This window comes from Candidatus Tisiphia endosymbiont of Dascillus cervinus (genome assembly GCF_964026405.1).
In the GTDB taxonomy this organism is placed as follows: Bacteria; Pseudomonadota; Alphaproteobacteria; order Rickettsiales; family Rickettsiaceae; genus Tisiphia.
Window position 1 is genome coordinate 1,075,842 of sequence record NZ_OZ032146.1, and the last position, 26,359, is coordinate 1,102,200.

19 protein-coding genes are annotated in these 26,359 nt (G+C 31.9%); 12 read left to right on the forward strand and 7 right to left on the reverse strand.

The window, feature by feature from the left end; genetic code table 11:
* Positions 1 to 129 precede the first annotated feature (129 nt).
* Positions 130 to 429, forward strand: a complete 300-nt coding sequence (locus AAGD19_RS05250; RefSeq protein WP_341747432.1) for a hypothetical protein — start codon at positions 130 to 132, stop codon at positions 427 to 429.
* A gap of 269 nt (positions 430 to 698) precedes the next feature.
* Here the strand turns inward: AAGD19_RS05250 and AAGD19_RS05255 are convergent, their stop codons facing one another.
* The 4 genes from AAGD19_RS05255 to AAGD19_RS05270 all read right to left on the reverse strand — a co-directional run bounded on the left by AAGD19_RS05255 (position 699) and on the right by AAGD19_RS05270 (position 3,621).
* Entirely contained in the window at positions 699 to 890 is a 192-nt protein-coding gene (locus AAGD19_RS05255; protein ID WP_341747433.1) for a hypothetical protein, read from the reverse strand.
* 243 nt (positions 891 to 1,133) lie between these two features.
* Positions 1,134 to 1,373, reverse strand: a complete 240-nt coding sequence (locus AAGD19_RS05260) for an exodeoxyribonuclease VII small subunit (protein ID WP_341747434.1) — start codon at positions 1,371 to 1,373, stop codon at positions 1,134 to 1,136.
* A gap of 513 nt (positions 1,374 to 1,886) precedes the next feature.
* A complete protein-coding gene (locus AAGD19_RS05265; RefSeq protein WP_341747435.1) occupies positions 1,887 to 3,077 on the reverse strand; it encodes a fatty acid desaturase in 1,191 nt (396 codons plus the stop codon).
* 91 nt (positions 3,078 to 3,168) lie between these two features.
* Positions 3,169 to 3,621 (reverse strand): hypothetical protein, encoded by a 453-nt coding sequence (locus AAGD19_RS05270; RefSeq protein ID WP_341747436.1) that lies wholly within the window; start codon positions 3,619 to 3,621, stop codon positions 3,169 to 3,171.
* Positions 3,622 to 4,125: 504 nt separating this feature from the next.
* Here AAGD19_RS05270 and AAGD19_RS05280 point away from each other — a divergent pair.
* The 5 genes from AAGD19_RS05280 (at position 4,126) to AAGD19_RS05300 (ending at position 8,406) form a co-directional block, all read left to right on the forward strand.
* Entirely contained in the window at positions 4,126 to 4,584 is a 459-nt protein-coding gene (locus AAGD19_RS05280) for a cell division/cell wall cluster transcriptional repressor MraZ (protein ID WP_341747437.1), read from the forward strand.
* A complete protein-coding gene (rsmH, locus tag AAGD19_RS05285) occupies positions 4,581 to 5,534 on the forward strand; it encodes a 16S rRNA (cytosine(1402)-N(4))-methyltransferase RsmH (RefSeq protein WP_341747438.1) in 954 nt (317 codons plus the stop codon). The genes AAGD19_RS05280 and rsmH overlap by 4 nt, the downstream gene beginning before the upstream one ends.
* Positions 5,524 to 5,934 carry a hypothetical protein gene (locus tag AAGD19_RS05290; protein WP_341747439.1) on the forward strand — a complete coding sequence of 137 codons (411 nt, stop codon included), beginning with the start codon at positions 5,524 to 5,526 and terminating at the stop codon, positions 5,932 to 5,934. Before rsmH ends, AAGD19_RS05290 begins: the two co-directional genes overlap by 11 nt.
* A gap of 183 nt (positions 5,935 to 6,117) precedes the next feature.
* Entirely contained in the window at positions 6,118 to 7,791 is a 1,674-nt protein-coding gene (locus tag AAGD19_RS05295; RefSeq protein ID WP_410520837.1) for a peptidoglycan D,D-transpeptidase FtsI family protein, read from the forward strand.
* Positions 7,792 to 7,857: 66 nt separating this feature from the next.
* Positions 7,858 to 8,406: a DUF4410 domain-containing protein gene (locus tag AAGD19_RS05300; protein ID WP_341747440.1), complete on the forward strand. Its 549-nt coding sequence runs from the start codon at positions 7,858 to 7,860 to the stop codon at positions 8,404 to 8,406.
* A gap of 110 nt (positions 8,407 to 8,516) precedes the next feature.
* Here the strand turns inward: AAGD19_RS05300 and polA are convergent, their stop codons facing one another.
* Both polA and AAGD19_RS05310 read right to left on the reverse strand, forming a co-directional pair.
* Positions 8,517 to 11,162, reverse strand: coding sequence for a DNA polymerase I (gene polA, locus AAGD19_RS05305; RefSeq protein WP_341747441.1), 2,646 nt, complete (start codon positions 11,160 to 11,162; stop codon positions 8,517 to 8,519).
* 93 nt (positions 11,163 to 11,255) lie between these two features.
* A complete protein-coding gene (locus AAGD19_RS05310) occupies positions 11,256 to 12,479 on the reverse strand; it encodes an MFS transporter (protein ID WP_341748471.1) in 1,224 nt (407 codons plus the stop codon).
* Positions 12,480 to 12,633: 154 nt separating this feature from the next.
* On the opposite strand from AAGD19_RS05310, the gene AAGD19_RS05315 reads away from it, so the two are divergent.
* The 6 genes from AAGD19_RS05315 (at position 12,634) to AAGD19_RS05340 (ending at position 25,260) form a co-directional block, all read left to right on the forward strand.
* Complete coding sequence (locus tag AAGD19_RS05315) at positions 12,634 to 13,050, forward strand: DedA family protein (RefSeq protein WP_341747442.1); 417 nt, start codon at positions 12,634 to 12,636, stop codon at positions 13,048 to 13,050.
* A gap of 12 nt (positions 13,051 to 13,062) precedes the next feature.
* On the forward strand, positions 13,063 to 16,146 hold the full coding sequence (locus AAGD19_RS05320; RefSeq protein WP_341747443.1) for a PD-(D/E)XK nuclease family protein: 3,084 nt from the start codon (positions 13,063 to 13,065) through the stop codon (positions 16,144 to 16,146).
* Between the two features lie 271 nt (positions 16,147 to 16,417).
* A complete protein-coding gene (xseA, locus tag AAGD19_RS05325; RefSeq protein ID WP_341747444.1) occupies positions 16,418 to 17,767 on the forward strand; it encodes an exodeoxyribonuclease VII large subunit in 1,350 nt (449 codons plus the stop codon).
* Between the two features lie 26 nt (positions 17,768 to 17,793).
* The gene (locus AAGD19_RS05330; protein WP_341747445.1) at positions 17,794 to 19,392 is read left to right on the forward strand and encodes a transporter substrate-binding domain-containing protein; all 1,599 of its coding nucleotides are present in this window, start codon (positions 17,794 to 17,796) and stop codon (positions 19,390 to 19,392) included.
* Between the two features lie 273 nt (positions 19,393 to 19,665).
* Positions 19,666 to 23,568 carry a hypothetical protein gene (locus tag AAGD19_RS05335; protein ID WP_341747446.1) on the forward strand — a complete coding sequence of 1,301 codons (3,903 nt, stop codon included), beginning with the start codon at positions 19,666 to 19,668 and terminating at the stop codon, positions 23,566 to 23,568.
* Between the two features lie 159 nt (positions 23,569 to 23,727).
* Positions 23,728 to 25,260, forward strand: coding sequence for an NTP/NDP exchange transporter (locus tag AAGD19_RS05340; RefSeq protein ID WP_341747447.1), 1,533 nt, complete (start codon positions 23,728 to 23,730; stop codon positions 25,258 to 25,260).
* A gap of 239 nt (positions 25,261 to 25,499) precedes the next feature.
* Here AAGD19_RS05340 and ccmA read toward each other — a convergent pair whose 3' ends face one another.
* A complete protein-coding gene (ccmA, locus tag AAGD19_RS05345) occupies positions 25,500 to 26,102 on the reverse strand; it encodes a heme ABC exporter ATP-binding protein CcmA (protein ID WP_341747448.1) in 603 nt (200 codons plus the stop codon).
* Between the last annotated feature and the right edge of the window lie 257 nt (positions 26,103 to 26,359).

Consider the following 26,359-nt stretch of genomic DNA (forward strand, 5'->3'; position numbering starts at 1 on the left):
TATTAGAAATTGACAGTAATCTGTCCTATTAACTGGTATTGCTTGCAATTTTATCCTCTTGGCATTTGTAAATTATACTCAACATAATGTACCATTTTTTTTCTCATAGCGTAAGTTTTGTATATTAAGATGCAGATTACAGCAAATTATCTATATCAAACTGAATCAGAAACTTTGAAGAGATATCAACAAAGGTTAGAAGATTTAGTACTAATACTTAACAATGAAAAAGAGAGATTACATCATAGCATTGATGGTATAGATAAAGATAGTATAGAAAAACACATTAAATTTTTACAAGATGAAATAGATGAGTTTGATGCAAAATTGGGTGAAGTAATAGGTGGATTAGTAGAACTAGAAGATAAGGTAAAGATATTAGAGACTGTACCTTTATTGATAACTACCCTAATTCAGGATAAGAATTAGTTAATTCTTATCCCGAATTCGCATGTAACTAGTATACTCGAATGATTTGAAGAACGGGAACAACAACAGACACGGGGTGATTGAACGGGGTATACTTTTCTGCTTTGAAGAATTGTTTTTTGAAAATATCAGGAACTCGCGTACTCATGTACTAAATGTACACCTAGTTCGCTTGCCTATTATACTCGATGAAAATCAAGAATTGCGTCGTCATTATCCAAGATCTGCGGTGTGCACATACTGTATGTCACACTGACTGAACAAAAAGGTTAGGTTGGTTGTACAAAGTGTAACTTAAACAATTTTATGATTAAGAAATCAAAAAATTGCTTAGAACGACTATAAGCTTGTTTAATTGATCTTATACCTAACTGTAGTACAGAATAACTCCTACATCCTAGCATTTTCTTCATTTTTATCGGTTGCTCTTGCTCTCCAATTGCTCCTATTTTTATTGCCATTGCATAATAGAGTACCACAGATTTTTTTTGTATTCAATCTAAAATACTCTATTTACTAGCTCTTTCAACCATTCCATCTCTTTTGTCCAGTAGTGTGACTATATGTACGCTCCGCTCGCTCCTCGACTTGGTAATTCCCGCTACTATCATGATTTTGATTCTATCAACTCTTCATTTACGAGCAGTATATATAGGCTTCGCTCCATCGTTCTTGCTATCCAATTCTCCTGAATTGACTATAAATTAGGACTCTACCTTTTCTATAGCAATGGTTGAATCTGGCAGCTTAGTGATTTTTTCAATCTTTAAGCGAGCGGTTTGTAGTTTCTTTTCACAGTGATCTTTTAGTAAGACCCCTCTTTCAAAACTATTAATTGATGAATCTAAACTTTCCTCTCCCGTATCAATTTTTTTTACAATTTCTTTTAGTTCAGCTAAGGCAGCTTCAAAGCTCATATTTTCAATAGATTTTAAGTCTAGCATAATAATTTACCTCTTTCAAATTTACTTATGCTGCGAAGTATGTCCTCAGCCTTGCCTAATTGTGCAGCATAAGTACCCTTAAGTATTTTTATCGTATTTCCAAAATGAATGGCTGCTTCGTCTACTATTAAATTTTTAACCCATGTGTTAAAGGCTGGATACCACAACTGTTGAAAGTTAAGAAATCGTCTATTAGCGAAGCACCGTTAGGCACTGTGGCAATCTTCATGGTAGTCAAGACTCCTTTACAAGATTGCACGTCGCCGCTTGCAGCGATTCCCTCGCAATGACGGTTTAAGTCTTACAACAGCACTTCGCTAATAGACGATTTCTTAACTTTCAACAGTTGTGGGTTGGATACCCAAAATTGCTATGATTTTTTATATACTCTAGAATAGAAAATCAAGAATTGCGTTGTCATTATCCAAGATTTTAGCGGTACTCACGTACTTCATATACTCTGCTCACCTCTTGTTTGTTGTTCCCATTCTCCAAATCATTTGAGTATATATATTAGTTCCTAATATACTTTCTATCTAGCTCGTTATATAGTCTATAAATTGCAATTTCTCGATCTTTAATCTTTTTACTAGCAATTTTTAGTAATCTTTCTGATGACTTTTCAGTTAATTGGATTGATGAATGTAGCTGTTCAGCAAGCTTCTTCAGTGATTCCTGAATTTCCATAAAAGATTTTTGTAATTGAGCTTTAATAGATACAGAAGAATTATCAAGCTCATTAAGCTTTACATACACATGTTCTACCAGTTGATTAATTTTATCTTGCAGTAAATTTAATTGTTGTTTGCGTCCCTCTATTAGGTATTTACTAGTCTCATTTATCTTGGCTTGTATTCTGATTTTGGAAGTAACTTCTAAATTCCAAGCTAGTCCAAGTTTGCTCATTACGTATATTATCCATTTATGGACATCAAAATGATACCACTTAGCACCATTACGATAATCTGATGGGAAGGCATGATGGAAATTATGCCAATTTTCACCTAATAAGAACAAAGCCATCCACCAAATATCTCCTGCAGTACCTTTATAATATTGTTTACTACCAACGAAATGACATAGAGAATTGACACAAAAAGTTGCCTGTTGTTGCAATGCTCTCCCCATACCAATAAACAGGAAACCAGCATATGCAGAATTGATAGTACCACCTATTAAGTAACCTATTAATGCTGGAAATACAATATTCATAAATGCAGCAATTTGCCAATAATATTTTAATTGCCATCTTAGCAATTTGTTTCTACCAAGTTTAACCATAGTAACCCGGTCAATTGACTTATAACTTCCATCAATTATCATCCATCCAATATGTGACCATAAAAACCCTAAAATTCTATTCTCAAACTTTAGTGGGCTATGCGGGTCTTGCTCTTTATCAGTATGAACATGGTGCTTGAAATGATTAGATGCCCAGGACAATACTGGTCCTTGTAAAGTGGCGGCTGACATTATAACAAGAATAAACTCCACCGCTGTATTTGTTTTAAAGGCATGATGTGACCAAAGCCTATGCAAACCAACACCAACAGTAATATTAGAACCATAATAACCGGCTATCAGCAAACCTATTTCGAATATACCTATCTTGTGGCTAATGTGATATTTTATAACCAAAAATGCAAGTAAAATTGGGTATATGATAAGCACAAAAAAAGTAAGCCACGAAATTCTTTTTAGCATATATCTAATCTTTAAATAAATTAAATGTCCTTAACTCCATAGTTACAATATAACATATTGCAACATATTGCAATATGGAACATATGCAATATTACATTTTACGTTTCCATAATTTGTTAAACATCCGTTGTCCGAAATAGAAACTAATAATACCGGCAAAAATAGCCTGATCGTCTATATTCCATAAAACATCAAGATATTCTACAAGGATCGCCGTACTCTGTATGGTTCTATATTGTACATATTTGATGTAGGCATACATAATAAAAAAACTATAGGCAAGGACAGGGCGAACTGACCCATTCAACGCGTCAACCCAATTAACGCCTGATTTATATGTTGAATATAAAGTATTATTTTCAGCAATGTCTTTTGAAGCATCAAGCTCTGTCAGTAGCTTTGTATGTCCTAGTTTATTGATTTCAATTTGTCGATCTAAAAGATTAAGTGCATGTTTTTTATCATTTTGATCCTTTAGAATTTTTAAAATCTTCGGAATAATTGAGCTAATAAAGCCCGTTATTGAAGCAAGTAGTGTAATCATAAAATGCTCATTAAGTTTTAGTATAATAGACCTCTTTCGAAACTCTACTTCTGCTGGTGATTTGCACGTCGATGCGGTACTCGAATCCGTAACGGAATTAGAGTACGCTGCGGTTCGAGGTGAGGCGTCTCCTTCAAATCCCTCAGCACAAGCGAGTTTCGAAAGAGGTCTAATATAATTATAGTAAAGTTTTTCTCTGCACTAATACTCGTCATCCACTTTTTTTAAATATTTTTTTATTAATTCTTTGAATCACATATATACGTCAAATAAGTCACAATAGATAAAAATTTGTAATTTGTTTATCAACTGTTTAAAACCTTCTTGACTCTATAATTATAGTACAATATCCTAAAAATTCCATATAATCCCAAATTATCCCAATTATAACCAAAAATTAGTTATAACTTAATTATGGGATAATATTTAAGCAATTTTGCTGTCATCTCAGTGTAGGCTGGGATCTGATACCCCATGTGGTAATTATTGAAAGGTAAAGGGTAAATGAATATTTTTTTATCAAAATATATAAACAATCTTGATAAGAAAGGTCGGGTTTCGATACCTGCCAGCTATAGATTAGCTTTGTCTAGTCAGTCATTTAATGGGATTATTGCCTATCCGTCTTTTAGAAATAAGTGCATTGAAGGCTGTAGTTTGAAGAGGCTTGAGGAGCTAAGTCAAATAATCCAAACCTTAGATCCCTATTCTGAGGTGCGAGATGCTTTCGAAACGATCATTCTTGGTGAAGCTATCCAGCTTAGTTTTGATAGTGAGGGAAGGGTGATTCTACCTAAATCTTTAATAGATCACGCTGGTATATCAGATCAAGCTTGCTTTGTAGGGAAGGGATTGGTCTTTGAAATTTGGCAGCCACAAAATTTTGAAACGTATCTTTCTTCAGCTCGGCAAATTGCTCAAGATAACCGTTTAACTCTTAAGAATATCAATAAGGATATATGATACAAGAATCCGCATCATCTCATACAGCTGTTCTGTTAAATGAAGTTAAGGAAATCTTGTGTCCTAAAGATGGGGGGAATTATCTGGACTGTACTTTTGGTTTTGGTGGTTATAGTCGGATGATACTTGATTGTTGTAATTGTCAATTAGTGGCAATTGATCGTGATCCAAATGTTATAACCTACGCCAATCAATTAATAAATGATTATCCTGGTAAAGTGAGATTTATTCAGACAGGTTTTGCTGAAAGTTTTTCAAAATTAGGTTCGTTGAAATTTGATGGGATAGTTATGGATTTAGGGGTTTCTTCTATGCAGATTGATTCTGGAGATAGGGGTTTTTCATTTACCCATGATGGTCCACTTGATATGAGGATGAGCAGTACGGGATATAGTGCTGCAGATTTTATAAATGAGGCTGATGAACAAGAAATAGCAGATGTGATTTATAAATATGGCGATGAATCTTATTCTCGAAGAATCGCTAAAAATATTATAGAACACAGGTTATTAGAGCCTATTACCAATACAGCAAAATTTGCCCATATTGTTCGTAGTAGTATAGGTTTTAGAAAAGGTAAAATTGATTCCGCTACTAAGACTTTTCAAGCAATTCGTATTCATATCAATGATGAATTGGGGCAATTAGAAAGGTTTCTAAGTAATAGCAAGAATATTTTAGTGCCAAATGGTCGCCTAGTAATTGTCTCATTTCATTCATTAGAAGATCGAATTGTTAAAAATTTTTTTAAAGCAAATTCTGCTAAATTAGTTGCTAGGTCTAAATATGCGGCAAAAATTCTAGCTGAAGAAAATTCTAAGGAATGGCTTAAAATTCTTACAAAAAAACCATTATGTCCATCGTCTAGGGAAGTTGCACTTAATCCAAGAGCAAGATCTGCAAAATTAAGGGCTGGACAAAAAATAGATGGTACTACATATGGTAGTTAGAATATTTAGTTGTATAACTGTATGTACTATAATTTTTTCTATTTATGGATTATTTAGAGTTAAAGATCAGGTTATTGCCTTGCATTATCAGCTTGGAGAGGTTTCAAAACAGTTGACTGGTGAGAGTGATAGAATTCACGTGTTAAAAGTCGAACAATCATACCTTACTTCTCCTGCTAGACTAAGAAAATTAGCATCACTTTATTTGCAATTAGATACTGTTAAAGTTAAGCAAATGATTAGTGATCCTTTGCTACCTGAGAGTAAGAAATATGCAAAGTCTAACGAGGTAGGTGGTTCATATTTTAGTAAAACCAATGTTAAGTGGCGTTATAAAACAATTGCTAATAATAAATACATACAAACCGTTTCAACTAGAAAATCAGAGTATATTCGATGAAAATCAACATTAGTATAGTACTTACATGGCAAAAAAGATGTTATCTTGTTTCGGTGCGGAATCTGAAAAAATACCTTGAAAGACTATTCAGTATTATATATCCGCTACTTTTGCAGAATGACATACTAGTAAGCAATTAGCAGCAGTATGTAGATGGATAATAATATATTTTTATTAGCATTTATAAAAAATATTCTAACTAAAATGAAAAGAAATTTTAGTAGTATTATTTTATGGGATGTAGGTGCTAACAATACCAAAATCAGATTATTAATAGTTAGCTGTTGTTTTGCTATATTTTTTTGTGGTTTATTATATCGCTTAATAATTGTTGCGACCAATGGCTATGTTAAGCTAGAATATCAAGTAAAAAATAGTGACTTTAGGAAAGAGATAGTAGATCGTAATGGTAACTTATTAGCAGTCAATTTACCTTCCTCCTCATTGTTTGCTAATCCACAGAAAGTAATTAATCCTTCGCAATGTTTAGAAAGATTATCCAATATCTTGCCTGAGATTGATAAAATGAAGTTACTTGCAGAGTTACAAAGTAACAAAAGTTTTGTATGGATCAAAAGGGATTTATTGCCAAAAGAGCAAGAAGCGATATCAAATTTGGGAATGCCAGGTTTTAGTTTTGAACAAGAACAAAAAAGAATCTATACTTTTTCCAATTTATTGTCACATATTATAGGATATGTGGGTAGGGATTTGGTTGGTCTTGCTGGGTTAGAAAAAACCTATGATAAGTTTCTAACTAATTCTGACTTTATACAGCCGGATCAACTTAAAAAACCTCTTGAACTATCTATAGACGTAAGATTACAAAATATTCTAAGTGAAGAAATAGATAGGACGTTAAAGGAGTTTAGTGCAATAGGAGCAGTGGGAATAATTGCCAACCCTAATAATGGTGAGATTTTAGCTATTGTTAGTAAGCCGGATTTTAACCCACATTATCCAAGTAGAGCAAAGCCAGAAGAGCTATTTAATATGGCAAGTCTTGGTATCTATGAGATGGGGTCTGTATTTAAAACTTTGACTATGGCCGTAGCTTTTGATACTGGTACTATAGCAATGAACGATGCTTATGATATTAGCTATATGAAGGTAGGGGGGTTTAATATCAAAGATTATCATCCAAGGCAAGGGTGGCACAGTGTTCCAGAAATTTTCTTGCATTCATCAAATATTGGTGTTAGTCAAATTATGCTTGAAGTTGGAAAGAATGATTTTAAAAATTATTTAAAGAAATTAGGTTTACTAGATCAGCTTAAAATTGAGTTACCAGAGAGAGGTACTCCTTTGTTTCCATCTGACAAGAGGTGGAGTGATCTTACTACTGCTGTCATGGCCTATGGTTATGGCATTTCAATTAGCCCTTTACACTTTATGCAAGCAGTATTGCCAATAGTAAATGGAGGGATATTATATGATCTGACTTTAATCAAAAGGCACGATGAGCGTCTTGTTGGCACGCGTGTTTTTAGTGAGAAAACCTCTAAACAAATGAGTGAGTTATTTCGTTTGGTGGTAAAAGAAGGGACAGGACGTAGAGCCGATGTTAAAGGATATCTTGTCGGTGGTAAAACTGGTACTGCTGAAAAATTAACTTCAGATGGGCATAGCAAGAAAAAATATCTTAAGAATAGCAGAATGTCATCATTTTTAGGTTTATTACCAGCCATTGATCCCCAATATATTATTTTTATAATGTTTGATGAACCAAAAGGAACAAAAGAATCCTTTGGCTTTGCTACTGCTGGCTGGACTGCAGCTCCTGCTGTTGGAAGAGTTCTTGAGCGAATGGTAGCACTATATGGAATAGAGCCAGTTGAAAAAGGGGAGGGGTTGTGATATTTTTTCTTTGCTAAATATCTTTTGTTAATATATACTTTATATATTAAATTATATTGAGGAATTATGAAAAATATTATCTTTTTAATTTTAACAATAATTCTATCATCTTGTGGTAGTACATCAAGTATACGTAACGCACAACCATCAGAGAGTCGGGTGGATATTAGTAATTATGATTACATAATTATTAATGATTTTAAGGATGGTACTAGCAAATCTTCTAATAATCCACATGTTATATCAGAAGGTAAGAGATTTGCCGATATGATAGCAAGTTCAATTAAATCTAAAAAATTATTCGACAAAGTTCAACGGAATGTTGACTCTACAGATAGGGCTATACTTATTGATGGGAAAATAACTAAGTATTCTGAGGGTAATGCTGTTATGCGTACACTAATTGGTTTTGGTGTTGGTAGCTCTCACTTTAACGCAAAAATTAATATAAAAGATAACGAGACAAAAAAATTGTTAGGTAGCATAGATGCTAATAAAATGAGTTGGGCACTAGGAGGGGTAATCGCTGGTTCTCAAGATGTTAAATCACATATGAATTCTGTTGCTTCTAACATCGCTTGTGAGTGTGAAATTGCTAAGAAAAAGAAGAAATAAGGCAAAAAAAATGGTAGTCTAGAATTAATCCTAGGCTACTTGACCTTCCATATTTCGTGTGTTTCCTTAGTATTCTTCAAATTCAAAAGTTGTTTTAATAATTTGTGCAGTTAGTTGAGGATATATGTATTTAGCCAATCATCTCCTACCTTGGTTTCAACAATAAGTGGAATGGCTAATTTAGGTGAGTTCTCCATAGTGGTTTTGATTAGGTGAGTAGCTACTTCTATTTCATCAATAGGAGACTCAAAAAGTAACTCGTCATGGATTTGTAGAATTAGCTTGGTTCTTAATTTTAATTTCCGTATTTTACGGTCAAGATCAATCATTGCCACTTTTATAATGTCTGCACTAGTTCCTTGAATTGGAGCATTGATTGCTGCCCTTTCAGCAAATTGCTGTAGGGAGTGTTTCTTATCATGGATTAAGGGAATAAAACATTTCCGTCCGAATAGGTTTAGGACATAACCATGTTCCTTGGCATAGTTTTTTATATATTCCATATATTTTTGAATTTCTGGATATTCTTCAAAATATTTTTTTATATATTCTGCTGCTTGTGAAGAGCTAATATTTAACTGTTTTGCCAGTCCAAAGCTACTGATACCATAAATAATACCAAAATTTATGGCTTTTGCTTTACGCCTATGTTCTAGTGTTAAATCTTTTTCAGTAATTTTAAATATATTACAAGCCGTTTTACTATGTATATCCTCACCATTAACAAAAGCTTGCTTTAAGGATGGTATATCTGCCATGCTACTTAAGATTCGGAGTTCAATTTGTGAATAGTCAGCTGAAATTAATTTATGCCCATATTCTGCAATAAAAGCTGCTCTGATTCTGTTGCCTTCTTTCGAGCGAACTGGCACATTCTGTAAGTTCGGATCTTGAGAACTAAGCCTACCAGTGCTAGTTGAAGTTTGTAAGAATGTGGTATGTACCCTATTAGTTATTGGATTTACTTGCAGAGGTAAGCTATCCGTATAAGTATTTTTTAATTTAGTTAAATGACGCCATTTTAATAATAAATCGGCAATAGCAAAACCACTCTCGCTAATTTTTTCAAGTATTTCTGCACTAGTAGAATAAGACTTAGCTTTTGATGACAATTTACCAAAGGGTAGTTGCATTTTCTCAAACAAAATTTCTCCCAGTTGCTTTGGCGAGGCAATGTTAAACTTTGTCCCAGTAATGGTAAAAATTTCCTGCTCTAATTTAGTAATTTCATTACCAAATTCACTTGATAGCTGTTTAAGATACTGTGAATCGATTTTAATCCCAGCTTTCTCCATTTTATCTATTATATAGCATAAAGGTAAATCAATTTCTTTGTATAGTGCTAAGGCATGATTATCCTTTAACTCTAACAATAGTTTTTGATAATCAGTACTAAAGCCAGTAATTATTTCTGCCATGGCTTCTAAATTATCCTTTTTCACCGAATCAAACGGGTCTTTTTGAGGTTTGCCAGCAGATATCAGATATTGCATTAGTTCTAGATCTTCAATCGATGCTATTTCACTATCTACAAAGAATTTTAATAATGATTTTAGTTTATAAGTGATTTTCTTAATAGACTTATTTTTTAGCAATTTGAGAATATCAGGTATAAACCATTGATGCAGATAATTTTGGCAAGAATCATCAGAAAGTAAATCAGACATATCGCTAGGGGTTCTAGCTGTAAACTTAATGTTGTAGCACTTATCATCAATAGATAAAATTATGGAAGGATTTTGTCCTAGATGATCTGATAGATAAATACTGATGACCCCATGCTCTTCAGCTTTAATCATCACAGAATCAAGCTGTTGTTTAGAAGATATCTCCTGAACTATGATTTGCTTAATAGGCAAGGATTCATTGGTAATTTGTATTTGAAATAAATTTTCCACTCGTTTGTTTAGAGATTTAAAACCATACTCTGCTAGAAAGTTAGAGATTTGCCTACTATCAGGTGGTCTATATTGCAATAAACTAAAATCCAAGTCTATATCAACATTATAATCTAAACCAACTAGTTGCCAGGAAATTAATGCTAGATCCTTTGAGGAGTTAATGATTTCCCTTTGACGATCGTTACTGATTTGATCGAGAGAGTTTAAAAGTTCTGCTAACGAACCAAACTGTTTTATAAGTGTTGCAGCAGTTTTAGGACCAATGCTTGGAACACCTGGTATATTATCTGACTTATCACCGATCAAAGCCATTACTTCCCTGACCTTACTTGGTTCTACACCAAATTTCTCTATCACGTCATCTTCAGATATGTATTTTGCTTTTATAGGGTCATACATTTTAGTATGCGAATTAATTAATTGCATTAAATCTTTATCAGAAGAGATAATAATAGTATTTTCTTGTAATGTAGTTGCTTTATTGGCTAGAGTGGCAATTATATCATCTGCCTCACAACCAGCTTTCTCAATTATTGGAAAATTTAGGCTACTTGCTGCTAGACGAATAAGTGGTAATTGATCATTCAAGTCCTTTGGTGTAGGAGGTCTATTTGCTTTATATTGCTCATAAATTTGGTGACGAAAATTCTTACCACCAAAATCAAGAATAATGACAGCATGCTTTGGCTTAAAATCGTTCAATAGCTTTAACAACATGGAGGTAAAACCATACAATGCTCCAACAGCTAAGCCACTTGGAGAAGTTAATGGTGGCTGAACATGGTATGCTCTGAAGACAAATCCATAACCATCAATTATTAATAAAGTATTTTTGTTAATTGTTTCGTTGGTCATTTTGTTATTAGGACAAATGGTTATGTTTATGTAGTATACAACAATTATAATTTGCACTAAGCTTTATTAGTAATATTTTATAAAAATTATTATTTAAGCTGAAACAGTCTTTTCCACAGGTCTATAGATTGATATTTGAGTTTTTGACTTTTTGGACAAACAGTAAAAGCCGATGATTCCGACAAGGCAACAAATTGGAACTATAGAAATTGCCATAATAAAATCAAAGCGACTATAAATAGGTACAGCTGATTCACTTAGTAGCCCATCCCAGTTGTAAGATATTAAATTACTCATAATTTTATGGAAGAAATGTCCGAATGACATATTAATGCAATTGACTATCGCAATAGCAAGTCCAGCAGATTTATCTGTAACAAGGTTACCTACAACAGCAAAAATTAGAACTTGATAACAACAAAAAACTCCTAATAAAAACATTAGAGCACTACTAATAAAGAAATTTAATGAAGGACAATATAATAGGATACTAAAAATTGCTACCGTTAGCAATCCAGTCATTATTATTATAAAGTTAGATGATTTTGATAAATTAGCAATAAGTGCAAGTATTGGACCACCAAAACACATGCCTATATAAACGAATGAGGTAACCAAGTTACTTTCCATATCATTCATTTGATAAACTTGTTTGAAGAATGGAATAGCCCATACGTCAGCAAAACCTTCTAATGTTCCTACCATTAGACCACCACAAACTCCAATAAATAAAATAGTAGGGTTTAATAATAGTTTCAATATTGAAGATTCAGGATCGCTAGTATTAGAATTACTTCTTATATCATCAGTTTTTACTAATAAAATCATTAGTCCAATGATAAATCCAACTAGAGCTAGACTATTAAAAGTTACGTCATAACCAAAATGTGTAAATAATAGCTTCATTGGAGTAATGCCAAATACTGCTCCAAGTAAGCCAAAGGTAAAGGAGAAGCCAAGCATTAAGGAATGATATTTAGTTGGGAAAGAGCTTCTAGTAATCTTAGCTACTGATAAAAAACCTACAGCAGAACCAGATCCAATCATAAATCTACCAATGAGTAAGTAATTAAAATCAGTGCTAGCAACAAAAGTTAGAGTACCAAGAGAGGTAACTAAGATAGATAAGAATGTGACAATCCTAAAATTAAATTTATCTAGCATTATACCAATTGGTAATTGCGTTCCTGCATAACCTAGATAATAATATCCAGCAAACGTGCCAAATGCTATGGTATCAATGGCAAATTTTTGTATAATTTCTTCTCTAAGAATTCCAGTTGAGAGTCTTAATATAAATTGAAAAGCAAAAAACAGGGTGGCAAGAGACCATAGTAAAAGTGGTTTTTTTTAAGGATAAAGCTTTATTCACAGGAAAATTTAAATTATAATATATTGTATTTTAAGGTAGCAAATTATAGTATCGATAATATTTTGTCAAACCTATTATTTTTATAAACCAGTTTGAATTATGGACCAGTTTGAGGCATATTCGTTATTATTTATTGATAGTTTAGTAGGTAATTTAGTTATAAGTTTAGATAGTGAATTAATCGTTCACTCTATGAGGATATTTGGTGTTTATAATAATTTAATAATAGTTACTGTCGCTACCATTGCTTCATTATTTGCTACTGGTATAAATTATTTCTTTGGTTTGATATTATTGAAAATTTTTTATTATTCTAAAAATGAACAGGTTCATACTAACCACCAATCATTTTCCCAATTTTTTTTAAAATATAACATATTTATACTTTGGTTTACGATAATACCGTTATGGGGCAAATTTATTCCTTTAATTGCCGGTTTTACTAAAACAAGATTTTTAAGAGTTTTAGCTATTAGTAGTGCTGTCAAGTTATGTTATTATATTTGTATGATATAATTAGGGAATTTAATGAACCTTTATAGAGTCAATCCGTCTTCATCGTTTTTGGATATAGTAGCTGATTTTATTCTAGATAATTTTGCTAAAGAATCTATTAGCAATCTTAAAATTATATTGCCGAGTGGCTTTGCTTGTTTAAATTTACAAAATATTTTGATTAAGAAGCAAAATATTGCGATTTTACCGAATATTATCCCTTTTTCCAATATTATGGCTGAAGGTGAGGAAATATTTGGTATTACATCAGAAAATCTAGAACCTATAACGTTTTTGCAAGAGAGAATTATATTAGCAGAAATCATCCATAATTATCCTAAGCTACAATTCAGTATAACACAATCTTTACAGTTTTGTTCAACAATAGCAGAGTTATTTTATCAGCTAGCTTGTAATGATTTATCAATAGATTCTGTAAATGAAATAGAAAAAATGAATCCATCAAAACATTGGAATGTTATTTATGAATTTCTTAAATATACCCATCACCAATGGAAAAAACAGATAGAATTGTTAGGATTGCTAGGTCGTGTAAATTATCAAATAACTATGATGGAAGCAGAGATAGCACGGTTGAAAAGAGCTGATACCAATTTAATAGTAGCGGGTATCATAGGTCACAATCTTATATCATGGAATTTCTTAAAGAATGTTGCTAATTCACCATGTGGTTTTATAATTTTACCTCCTATTAGTAATATATCTCTATTAGAATATGATAAGCCTGAAGAAGATTATTTATATAGCCTAAAAAAATTACTGACAATTCTAAATAAAGATTTATCAGATTTTCAGCCTTTAGGTAATGAGCAGCAACATCATTCTATTTTGGATCAGATAATTTTTGAGGATATAGTTAATTCAGGAGAATTGGATAGCAGGGACGATGGAGCGAAGCCTATAGATAATAGGCGAGCGATCGAAGACGACGTCAAAGATTTAAAAAGTAGCGAGTCTATAGATTGCATAAAATATTTTGAGCTTGAGGATATTTTTCAAGAAGCAGAACAAATAAGCCTGATCTGCAAACAGTATAGTGATAAGAAGATAGCTATTATTGTTAATAATCAAACAAGCAAAAGTTTTTACTGTAATTTTTTGACCAAATATTCTTTAGAATTTCAAGATTTACTAGGTGATAATTTAACAAAAACGCTAGTTAGTTCTCTAATAATTTCTGTTAGTGAAATATTATGTAATGATTTTGATATAAAAAAGTTATTCTTACTATTAAAGAATCCTTTTATTAATTGTAAATTAGTACCAAAATTAGAACTATTAATGAGCGGTAAGAACCGTTTTATACGGCAACCTAGTCAGATGCTGTCTTTAGTAGAAAAAACCAATGATGATGCATTAATAAAGTGGTGTAAGAAACTAATAGACTTACTTTATACAAATAGTGGTAGTAGTTTTGTTAAAATATTAAAATCCTCGATTAAGATTGCTGAAAAACTTTATCCAAATATTTGGTATGAACAGCCGGCTACTGAACTATCAACTTTTTTATCTAGCTTAATCAAAGATAATTGTGATCTAACATTAAGTAATAAAAAATGCTTTCCAGAGTTACTTAAATCTTTAATGTTTAGTTGTAAGTATTTTGCACATAATAATTATTCTAAAAATATAATTATTGGTAAAGCTGAAGATTTAATGTTACTTAAATTTGACCTAGTAATTTTAGCCGACTTTAATCAAGGGAGCTTAGCTTCGTCATCAGCTGTGAATCAGTGGATTAATGAGCAGACGCTTAAAAAATTACATATTGCTACTGGATATACCATACATCAATATTATTTCTATTTATTTTTGCATAATGCTCAAGTGATAATTACTAGAGCAAAAAGACAAGATAGTAAAGCTGGTTTGTTACCATCAAATTTATTATTAAAATTGCAATTTATTTTACAGAAAAGTTTGATTTCAGAAAATTATTTAACATATTTATCAGAAAATAACTTAGTGGATGTACCAAATAATGTTAATATGGTTGAGTCAATTATAGCTAATCCAACTAACATTAGTTCGTCATTGCGAGGAGCTACTTTAGTAGCGACGAAGCAATCTAGGGAAGTTAATAGAAATGGATTGCTTCGTTCGGGCTTCGCTCCACAACTGTTGAAAGTTAAAAATCGTCATTGCGAGGAGACCGTAGGTCGACGAAGCAATCCATATGACAAGCTTCATGGATTGCCACGCTCACGCACGTTCGCTCGCAATGACGATTTAAGCCTTACAACAGTGCTTAGCAATGACGTCAAAAATACTAATTGGGTTAGCCATAATCATAGTGGTTATGTATATAGTCCAATTTTTCCTGAGATAATCTCAGTTACTGATATAGAAATGTTGGTACGGAATCCTTATAGTTTCTATGCTAAGAAGATTTTGAATTTGAGAAGCAAGGATATGATAGGGCAGGAGCCTAAAATATCTGAATTTGGTAGTTTTGTTCATAAGGTCTTAGAACAATATTCTAAAAATTATGATAAGTTAGAAAATAACAAAGTTGGATTAATATTGGAAATTAGTAATAATATTTTACAGAATACTATTCTGCCAGCCTATACACAAAAAATTTGGCAAATAAAATTTATTCCTATTGCTGAGTCTTTTATTGAGTTTGATGAAAAACGCAGAAGTGATTTCCAATATGTTTATTCAGAATGTAGAGGAGAAATTTTGTTAAATATTGGAGGGCAAGAATTAACAATAATTGGAGTTGCTGATAGAATTGAGGTAGATGAGCTTGGAGCAGCTGTCATTATCGATTATAAGACTGGTAGCTTACCGAGTAAAAAAGATGTAGAAGCTGGATTATCTCCGCAGTTAATCATTGAAGGCTTAATGTTACAGGAAGGTGGTTTTGCTATGAAAGTTCATAGCGTTAAACAGGTTACTTATGTAAAAATTTCTAGCTCGAAGCCAATAATCCAAACTTTGGAAATAGACTTAACGAAAGAAGACTTAGATCGTCATAAACAGGGGATGATGCGAGTACTAGAATATTATGTAACGAATAAAAACTTTCCATATGATATTGATTTACTAAAGTATGACGACTATGCACATTTGACAAGGAGAGATTTATGAAGAAAATAGCTCGGCGTCATTGCAAGAAGCTACTTTTAGTAGCGACTAAGCAATCTAATTAATGTGGATTGCCACTACGCTCACGTGGTCTCGCAATGACGGGTTTTAACTTTCGCAGTTATGGCATAACACCCTAGGCTATTAAACCGATGTCTTACATCAATATTTGAGGTTATAATACACTAATTGTCTATTTGTTCTTGAATTTATTAGTTTAAAATGCTTATATAAAATCATTTTCAAAACCCACTATCCAAATCAGTGTATCATTATGTTAGAAGAAGATAGTTTTATTACTAATCTAATAGATCAGGAATTTTCAGTTACTGAAATTTCTAGTAAGATCAAGGAGTTGCTAGAGAATAATTTTGGTTATATTAGAGTAAAGGGAGAAATTTCTGGTCTTAAGATAGCAACTTCTGGTCATGGTTACTTTAATCTTAAAGAAAATACAGCTATTCTAGCCTGTACTTGTTGGCGTCCTGTACTTGCAAAAATTAAGTTTGTACCAATTGATGGTATGGAAGTGGTAGCTAGAGGTAAGCTTTCTGGGTATGCAGGAAATTCACGATATCAGCTATCGGTAGAAGTCCTTGAACCTGCAGGTCTTGGTGCTATCATGCAAATTCTCAAGGAGCGGCAAGAGAGATTAGAAAAAGAAGGTATATTCAATAAACAAAAAAAGCCACTACCTTTTCTGCCTAATAAGATTGGGGTGGTTACATCAATGACTGGGGCGGTAATTAAGGACATTATACACCGTATTAATGACCGCTGTCCATCTCATATATTAGTATGGCCAGTTGCTGTTCAAGGCGAAAATGCTGCAAGTGAAATTGCTAGTGCTATTTCAGGATTTAATGAATTAGATAAAGATATAAAACCCGATATTATAATTGTTGCAAGGGGAGGGGGGTCTATAGAAGATCTGTGGGCTTTCAATGAAGAGGTAGTAGTACGGAGCGTATTTAATTCAGCTATTCCTATTATTTCTGCAGTTGGACATGAAGTGGATAATACTTTAATCGATTTGGTAGCTGACAGGCGAGCCCCCACACCAACTGCTGCAGCTGAATTTGCTGTACCTGTGCTTTCTAATTTACATTATACAATTAGTTCGTATTATGATGTACTATGCAGTCGTATTAATCAGCTAGTTAAATATGAACAGCAAGCAGTTAACTCTAATACTGACATTTTTAGGAGTATAACTACTTATATAGACTATAATCAACAACTTCTTGATGAACTCAGTTTTAGATTAACAGATTCTTTGCCTAACCTACTCAGATTTAAAGTGGCAAAACTTGACTCACTTAATATAGAAATATTAAATCCTCTAAAAATAGTTAATTATCAGTCGTTGGAATTAGTGCATCAATCTAATTATATGCTAAAATCTATTAGCACTAAGTTAAAAAATTATGAGCATCAATTAAATTTAAATAATTTGCTACTTACAAGTCTAGATTATAAAACTGTACTAAAACGTGGCTTTGCGGTAATTAAATCAGAAAATGGAGAATTTATAACATCAAAAGTTGTTGCAAGCAAAAAACAAGAATTTAATATTAAGTTCTTTGACGGTGATATTAATGTATGCTGCAAAAACTTGGAATAGACCTTAATTAGGAGAACTAATGCAAAATGCAAGTACTTAAAAGTATCATCCCGATTATTATTATTGTGCAAAACTTTTTTACCTTTGCTAATCCTGAGGATAGTAGTAATCAACTATCTAATATTCAGGACAAATATTTTACTCAATGTACTGAAGAAATGTCTGATAAAGATAATCTGCTTGTTGATTGGTATCCACTAGAACCCTACCAATTTAGTCATATAGCTAAAAATGGTCACTATTGTGTTACTGGCTTAGATATTGAGTTAATCAATGCTATTAGTAGCAAAATTAGCATTGGCGTACAATATGCTGATTCTGTGTGGGAGCGAGCAATATCAAATATAGGGCATGGTGACAGTGATATGGTGGCGGGAGCTACTTATACTGCTGAGAGAGCAGACTTTGCCAATTTTTCTCTTCCATATCGATTTGAAGAAATTTCCTTATTTACTTTACGTTCAGTAAAAAAACATTTGAGTTTTAGTAATATAAATGAATTTTTAGCTCAGATACGTTTACTAAATTTCCGTCTTGGTATAATTAAAAAAGCTGTTTATGGTGATGCAAGAACGACTGACTACCTAAATCAGGTGAGTAATAACGATATTATCATTAAATATGGAAGTAATCTAGAGTTATTTCATGGGTTGCTACGTAATGAAATTGATGGGTTTCTTGCTGACAGAATTTCAGGGGTAGCTCTTTCATTAAACTATATTAAAAAAGATCAAATAGAAGAAATCCCTACTGGTATTAAAACCCCTGTACATTTAATGTTCAGTAAGAAAACTGTAACTCCTAACATAGTTGCACGGTTTAACGATTCAATAAAAGAATTTGTCGATAGCGATGAATATAAAAAAATCGTTAAAAGCTATATATATCATATTTTATTGCCAAAATCTATTGATTCAGAATGGTGTTATATTATTGGAGTTATCGGGAGTATAGCATTCGCGATTTCTGCTATCACTATATCCTCTAAAACAAATGCCACGTTGTTTGGTACTTTTGTATTAGCAATGTTACCGTCTCTATTAGGATGTATTTTACTCGATATTATAATAGTACACCATGGTTATAATATAAATCTTGTTTTGACTCCATATTATACTTTTCGTGTTTTTATAACGGTACTTATTGGCTTCTTTACCGTTAAACTCCTAGCTTATTATAATAAGCAGTTATATGAGGATAGTTTTATCCAAAAAATATGGAGTAATACTCTTGTTATTTGTGATTCTTTAGGGCAGGCATCCTTTATGATAATTGGCGTTGTAACCGTAATTGTACAAAGAATTGAACCGTTAGAGTTTTGGGGACCATGTTTTGCGTGTTTGACTTCTAGTGCTGGTATAATATTGCGGAATTTAATTTGTAAGCATGACAAGAATATGGAGTATATACCTAGAGAAGTTAATTTTGAAATATTCATATTATGGGGTGGAATTTTTAGTATATTATTAGATGTTTATGCTTATAATCCTAATTATAATACAATAAAATACTCTATTATTACGGTAATTGCAGGTGCTTTTGTCAGTAGGTTTTTAGTTCACTACTATAATATTCCAAACTTAACTTTTCGTTCGGATAATGGAAGTACAACTGTTGAAAGTTAAAAACCATCATTGCGAGGAGGCATGAGCCGACGAAGCAATCCACAAAAATATAATAAGTAATTTGGATTGCCGCGTCGCCACTAAAGCGGCTTCTCGCAATGATGTTTAACTAAAAGTTGTATACATCTTACTAATTTTGTGTGCATCGCCTAGGGTAGTGGGGTCTAAAATAACCTGATTCGATGTAACTTGTTATATCAAATTCAGGTTAAGCTAAGATTAACATATGGCTAAAACCTTCTTAGGTTAACTATAAATAAAGGAGAATTAGATATGAGTAAAACAAATGATAAGGTATCAATTTTTACTAAAGCCGTTAAGCAAGTTTTTAAATCGGCTAATCATACTTTGAAAAATCTACAAGAAAATATTTATAAAAAAGAAAAAGAAGTATTAGATATAAAGAACCTCAAAGATAAAGAAAAAATTGCCAAACAATCAGCAAAAATAGAAAAAAAGATAAAAAAAATAGAGGAATATAAAAAATTAGTTGAGCAAAGGCAAGCGGATTTATTAGCAGAAATTACTAAGTATAAAGAGTTAATTGCATTAGCAAGGCAAAAACCTCAAGAAAAAAAGACAAGAGAACAACTGAAGTCATGGGAAGAAAAACTTAATGCATGCAACAAAGAGATAGAGGATTATAACAAGTTAGTTAACTCACATGACAAACAGCAAGCAGTAAAGGAGACAAAACAGGAACAAAAGCAGCAAGAACAACAGCAAAAGCAAGAAAAAAAGGAGATAAAGCAGCAGCAAAAGCGAGTACTTTCCTATCAAGAAGAAAAAGAAAAATTTTTTAAAATATGTAGCGATATTTTAAAAGATCAAACTCGTTTAGAGAAAATATTATCTCCTTTAGCAGAGCCTAGAACAAAAGAAAAAGGTATTGGTAAAGGTCAGGCATTTAAAGCTGCCATAGAGGGTATACAATTCGCAGTAAGTCATGCTAAAACAACTGTTGGTGTTATAACTTCAGGAGGGTTTTATGCTAAGGAAATAGAGAAATTACAGAAAATATTAAATGGTGAAGAAAAATACGATCCATCTAACCTTCCTTTCTTTATAAAATTATTACAAGATCCTGATACAAAAACATTTCTTACTCAGAATGTCGAAATAATTAATGGATTAGTAGAAAATCTTGCTCCAATTCTTACCAAGATTGCATTAAAAGAGTTGGGGAAAATAGATGAGATACAAAAAGATTTTAACTCTAAAAAAGATGATATACAGAAATTACCGGAACTAGACAAAGAATTACAAGAGCTAAAATCGTTTGCAACAAGAAAAGAATCTAAAATTAAAGAATTAGAAGAAAAAATTGATTCTTTAAAATCTCTACAAGGCAAGTATGATAGGGCTATTTTATTACAAGAATTAAAGAAAGCTGGTTTTGATGAAAAATATATAAACAGTCAATTATTACCTATTGTCAAAAATATCGTTGTTGAGATACTTAAAACCCCTGAAAATATTATAGAAATTGTGCAGCTAACTGCTGACAGAGCTTTATCTGACGACCCTCAAGTAAAAAAAGATTTACTTGGTACAATATTAGATAAAATAGATATTAGTGTACTTATAAAAAATGATATACTATCTAAATTCTTAATTAATGATGGAGAAAATATAGCAAAAGCATCGCAAATAATCATTGAATCCAATACAGAATTGCAGGGAACGCTTAGTAGCTTGGGAATAGGAAAAGAATTATTACCAAAAATAGTACCTGTACTTTCAGAACTTATTGGTAACGTTTTAGCAGACCATGAAGGGGTTAGTAATATATATGAAGCTTTAAAGCCAGTTATATTGAATGATACTGATGATAAAGTGCAAGAGGCTAAAACTATTTCGGAAGTAAGTCACCTAGATAAACAAGGTGGAGCTAAAAAACTTGCTATTATTAAACAGTTACCTAATATTTTGTTACAAGATGCAACCTTAACAACATTAAAGGAGAAATTGCCAGATGTTTTAGCAAAAAATAAAACAGAGATTGCCAATATTGCTGTTCAAGTTCTGCCAAAATTACTTGAAACACTAAAGAGTAATGCTAAATCTTTGGCTCAAAGCAATACTCAAAATTTAGAAAAGGAGGATATTTATAAAGTAGTAGCATCACCTATTGTCCCAATTCTAGCTAATGTGAGCCCTGAATTTTATGGGAAGGTAATTCCTATAGCTATTGATGTGCTACAAAATACCATGAAAGCGGTAAGTCTAGAACAAATAAAGGAACTTTATCAAGATATACAAACAATAACTCAGGAAACTGCTGATATTGAGTTAAAAGATCAAGCTACAGAAAGAGTAATTAAACAATTTATAGGACTACTTGAAAATGCAGATATCCAGCAAAATATAAAGGAGGATTTGCCAAATTTACTTAGAGAAAATACAGAAACTATCAAGGCTATAGTTAATAATATTAGTAATAATAATCCCCAAATTGCAAGATATGCTGTACCACAAGAATTGATAGATGCTACAGTACCATTAATGGTTGATATAGTATCAACTGGTCTTAGTGCAGTTCCAGAGCTAGTTGGAATTAATAGTAATTTAGCTAAGTACCAAAATGGAGCTAGTAATGAGGCTTCGCTAGGAATTTTGTCTAATATAATTGATGATGTAGGTAGGGTTGCTCAAAATATTACTCCTCTATTAACTAAGAGCATCCCTGCTTATTTACAACAAAATAAAGATACTATTTTAGCAGTTACAAAAAATGTAACTGAGCAACAAGAGATTAAAAATGCCCTAGATCCCGCTGGAGTTAAACCTGAGCTGGTATTAAAGATGGCTGAGTTAGCTATTGATACTGTTCCACAAATATTACCAATAGCAACTGATTTGGTTAATGCTACTTTAAAAGATAAAGAGGGGGTAACAACTATTATTACTAAAATTCAAGACCTAGTAAATAGTCCTGAAGAAGAGAAAATTGCTCAAGCTGTTACAGTAGCAGATTCTATTTTAGATTTTATAAATAAACCAAAAAATGCAGATGTGAGGAAAATAATTGATAAAGATATTCCAAAGTTTCTTGGCGAGAATGCTGAGCGATTTGGTGCTGTAGTTGATGAATTTCTCAATACAACAGTTGTGGGTAGGAATTTAAAAGTAAAAGGTCAGGAAATTATTGAATTAGCTAGCAACAAGATACCAGATTTAACAAAGATAGCCGAACAATTTAAGATTGGTAATTATAACATGGTTATGTTCGGGATATTCAAATTGTTATCTGACAAGAAATTAATAGGAATAGTATCAGACACATTAGTTGAAGGGGCTAGATTCCTAATACAAAGAAGTTTTACCTCACTGAGAACACGTAGACAAAAATGGAGTAAATCTTTAGGCAAAATTCATTTTGCTTTTTCTGAGAAAGATTCTCAGAAGAGTTCTGAGCAAATAGATGAACGGAAACTTGATTTAGGTGAGTTACTGCAACAGCAAGCTGATGCCACTGATATTGGTACAATCTCAAAAACTGTAGAATATTCTCTAATAAGTAAAGATTTCAGAGGTTTTGTTTTTGACAAAGAAAATCCGATACCTACTAAAAATGTTATAGTTAATGGGTTTAATTTTGATAATGCGATATTTAAAGAACGTTCTTTTCAAAATAGCGAAATTAGCAATTGTTCTTTTAAAGGAGCTATTTTTAAAGATAAAATTAGTTTCGAAGGGACAACTATTGATGCAAAATCTTTAAAAACTCTTTTGCCTGCAATTAATCAATATAATAAAAATCATGCAAATAATAAAATAACTTTAGATGATGTTAAAATTGTTGGCGATATAAGTGGGCTAACATTTAAAGATATTTCTATGAAAGGCACGGATTTGACTGAGGCACAATTTACTTCAGAAGACTCTAAGAGGAAGGCAATTACTAAAGCTACGTTTGATCAGGTTAGTTTTGACGAGAGGACGAAATTACCTGAACATAAAAAAGATGTTCAAAGTGAGGCTAGAAAAATAGGTCAAGAAGCAACCAGTTATGTGGCAAAGAGTACTAAAAGCAAGAATAGTAAAATGGTCATTAATGATATAAAGGATAGTGTATCTAAACATGTTGTGCCAAATGGAACATCTAACAGCGATATAAAACATTTGCCATCTCCCAAGTCTAAACAAACAACAATTGCTGGAAACGTAATATAACCTCAAGTATCGATGTAAGACATTGGTTTAATAGCCTAGGGTATCCCTGCGTAGGTAGTGGGATATAAAAAAACTTGATTATCGAGTATTAAATTATAAAACTACTTGACATGGTTTTTTTTATAGTTTAGGTTGCTTGGAAATGAGCATGGGTATTAAATGGATGCAGTAAATTCTTCTTGCAATATGTGGAATAGGGCTAGAAATAGTAAATTTAGACACGTTGTTTGGCCTATTAGATCTAACGAATTAGTAAAGTTTATACCTATGGCTTTACTAATGTTTTGTATTCTCCTTAACCAAAATCTAGTACGTAGTATCAAAGATAGCTTGGTAGTGACATTAATTAGTACGGAAGTTTTAAGCTTTATAAAACTTTGGGGTGAGATGCCTATGGGTGTCTTATTTGTCATTCTTTACTCCAAACTTTGTAATATTATGACAACTGAGCAAGTGTTTAGGATAGTAGTATCTTTTTTCTTGGGATTCTTCATATTATTTGGTTTTGTGTTGTTTCCATACCGGGAATATTTTCATCCAGATCCTGAAGTAATAGAATATTATGTTACCGTACTTCCACATTTAAAATGGTTTATCATCATTTGGGGAAAATGGAGTATTGTGTTATTTTATATAATGGGGGAGTTGTGGCCAGTAATTGTATTTACACTATTATACTGGCAACTTGCTAATAAGATTACCAGTATTGAAGAAGCTCCAAGATTTTATACGTTTTTTTCCTTATTTGGTCAAACTAACTTACTAATATCTGGCAGTATAATTATATATTTTGCCAAAGGTGAACATTTTTTGTTACCTCTATTTTCCCATCTTAACGACAAAACAGAAATTCTCCTTAAATCGTTTATGCTAATCATTATAATTTCCGGCCTAATTTGTTTAATCTTGCATAGATTTGTTGAATTGAAAATTATAGAAACTACTAAAAATATTAGATTCAAAAATAAAAGAACCGATATACTAAAATTGGGGTTAGTTGACAGCAGCAAAATAATTTTTACATCTAAATATTTAGGAATTATTTGTGTATTAATGATTTCATATTCCATGACAATCAACCTAATTGAAGGATTATGGATGTCTAAAACCAAGCAATTATACCCTAGTACCCAAGCATTTATATCTTACACTGGTGAGGTGTTTTTTTGGACAGGAGTACTTACTTTAATTTGTGCTTTTCTAGGTAGTAGTTTAGTTAGGGTTTGTGGTTGGTTTTGGGGAGCAGTGATCACCCCTATCGTAACACTGTTATCAGGTATGATGTTTTTTACCTTTGTTGTACTAGAAAAACCTTTATTGGCAATTATGACTGGTCTTAGTTATTTTTCTCCATTAATGATAATTGTTTTTGTAGGTGGTTTGTGGCATGTTTTAGGGAAAAGCGTAAAATATTCATTGTTTGATTCTACTAAAGAAATGGTATATATACCTCTTGATAATGAAATGAAAACTAAGGGAAAGGCAGCAGTAGATGTACTTGGATACAAAATAGGAAAATCTTCTGGAGCAATTATTCAATTTGTCTCTTTCAGTATTTTCCCAAATGCTGTACATAACGATCTAGCTGGTTTTTTGATGGTTGTTTTTCTTGTTGTTTGTGTAGTTTGGATTTTGGGTGTAAAAGTCTTAAATCGATATTACAAGAACTTACTAAACCTGAATTCGATGTAACAAGTTACATCGAATTCAGTGATATATATAGAAACAATCAGGTTTGAAGCGGTTCTTCACCTGATTGTTAAATATTAATTTGCTAATAATTTTATTTTTATACTTATAAAAATAAAATTATTAGCGGTAATAGATTAAAATGCATTCGTAGAACCGCTTCAAGAATGCATTTTTCATTATAAGAAGCCAATTCGATATAAGAATTAATAATTCTTATATCGAATTAAGGTTACTAAGGTCTAACAATTATAATCCTTAAAATTGATTATTTGTGCTGTCTTAATATCTATATTAGAGTGGGAGGTAGCCACAATAACTCCACCATTATTTGCTTTCAAAATGATCAAGTTATATAGTAATTCTTTGTTTTCTTGATCTAGGTTTGCTTCTACTTCATCTAATAGCCATAAATTTGACTGGCAAGCAATGAGTTTTGCTAAGGCAACTTTCTTTTGGTTACCAGCAGACAGCTTGTAACATTTCTCATGCAAAATATTATGTAACTTGAAATAGTATATCGAAGATTCTAAAGCTTCAAGGGAATCATAAATTGTAGACCAAAATTTTAGATGCTCTAATACAGTTATTTGGGATTTTAATCCAAGATTATGTCCAATATAATTACAATAAGGTTTCTTTAAATATTTACAGTTCAATGATCTATACAAAACATTGCCACTTGTTGGATTTTGTATATTAGCTACAATTCTAAGTAGTGAAGTCTTCCCGCAACCATTTGCTCCCTGTAAATAAACTATAGATGATGGTAAAAAAGTCATACTAATATTAGTGAAGATAGTTTTTTCGTCTATAATAAGAGTGAGTTGTTCAAATGACAGCATTTATACGATTCTAAGAAATTTTTTATATAATTTACTTCAAATATTTATTTTTTCAAGTTAAGTTAAATGAAAGGCTTAGTGGTAGGTATTTTTAAGTGTATACTCAAAGTATGCCAATTCGGGATAAGAATTAGTTAATTCTTATCCCGAATTGCCTTTAATATAAGGAAAAATGCATTCTTAAAGCGGTTTTGTAAATGCATTTTAAACCTTTCTAAAGCTAAAAACATGATTTTAATTTTTTAAAATCATGTTTT

Bases quoted from the DNA above. Each gene is read 5' to 3' on its own strand.
- AAGD19_RS05250 (WP_341747432.1), top strand. From the start codon at position 130: ATGCAGATTACAGCAAATTATCTATATCAAACTGAATCAGAAACTTTG.
- AAGD19_RS05255 (WP_341747433.1), bottom strand. From the start codon at position 890: ATGGCAATAAAAATAGGAGCAATTGGAGAGCAAGAGCAACCGATAAAA.
- AAGD19_RS05335 (WP_341747446.1), top strand. From the start codon at position 19,666: ATGAGTAAAACAAATGATAAGGTATCAATTTTTACTAAAGCCGTTAAG.
- AAGD19_RS05280 (WP_341747437.1), top strand. From the start codon at position 4,126: ATGAATATTTTTTTATCAAAATATATAAACAATCTTGATAAGAAAGGT.
- polA (WP_341747441.1), bottom strand. From the start codon at position 11,162: ATGACCAACGAAACAATTAACAAAAATACTTTATTAATAATTGATGGT.
- AAGD19_RS05340 (WP_341747447.1), top strand. From the start codon at position 23,728: ATGGATGCAGTAAATTCTTCTTGCAATATGTGGAATAGGGCTAGAAAT.
- rsmH (WP_341747438.1), top strand. From the start codon at position 4,581: ATGATACAAGAATCCGCATCATCTCATACAGCTGTTCTGTTAAATGAA.
- AAGD19_RS05290 (WP_341747439.1), top strand. From the start codon at position 5,524: ATGGTAGTTAGAATATTTAGTTGTATAACTGTATGTACTATAATTTTT.
- AAGD19_RS05320 (WP_341747443.1), top strand. From the start codon at position 13,063: ATGAACCTTTATAGAGTCAATCCGTCTTCATCGTTTTTGGATATAGTA.
- AAGD19_RS05300 (WP_341747440.1), top strand. From the start codon at position 7,858: ATGAAAAATATTATCTTTTTAATTTTAACAATAATTCTATCATCTTGT.
- AAGD19_RS05265 (WP_341747435.1), bottom strand. From the start codon at position 3,077: ATGCTAAAAAGAATTTCGTGGCTTACTTTTTTTGTGCTTATCATATAC.
- AAGD19_RS05270 (WP_341747436.1), bottom strand. From the start codon at position 3,621: ATGATTACACTACTTGCTTCAATAACGGGCTTTATTAGCTCAATTATT.
- AAGD19_RS05315 (WP_341747442.1), top strand. From the start codon at position 12,634: ATGGACCAGTTTGAGGCATATTCGTTATTATTTATTGATAGTTTAGTA.
- AAGD19_RS05330 (WP_341747445.1), top strand. From the start codon at position 17,794: ATGCAAGTACTTAAAAGTATCATCCCGATTATTATTATTGTGCAAAAC.
- ccmA (WP_341747448.1), bottom strand. From the start codon at position 26,102: ATGCTGTCATTTGAACAACTCACTCTTATTATAGACGAAAAAACTATC.
- xseA (WP_341747444.1), top strand. From the start codon at position 16,418: ATGTTAGAAGAAGATAGTTTTATTACTAATCTAATAGATCAGGAATTT.
- AAGD19_RS05260 (WP_341747434.1), bottom strand. From the start codon at position 1,373: ATGCTAGACTTAAAATCTATTGAAAATATGAGCTTTGAAGCTGCCTTA.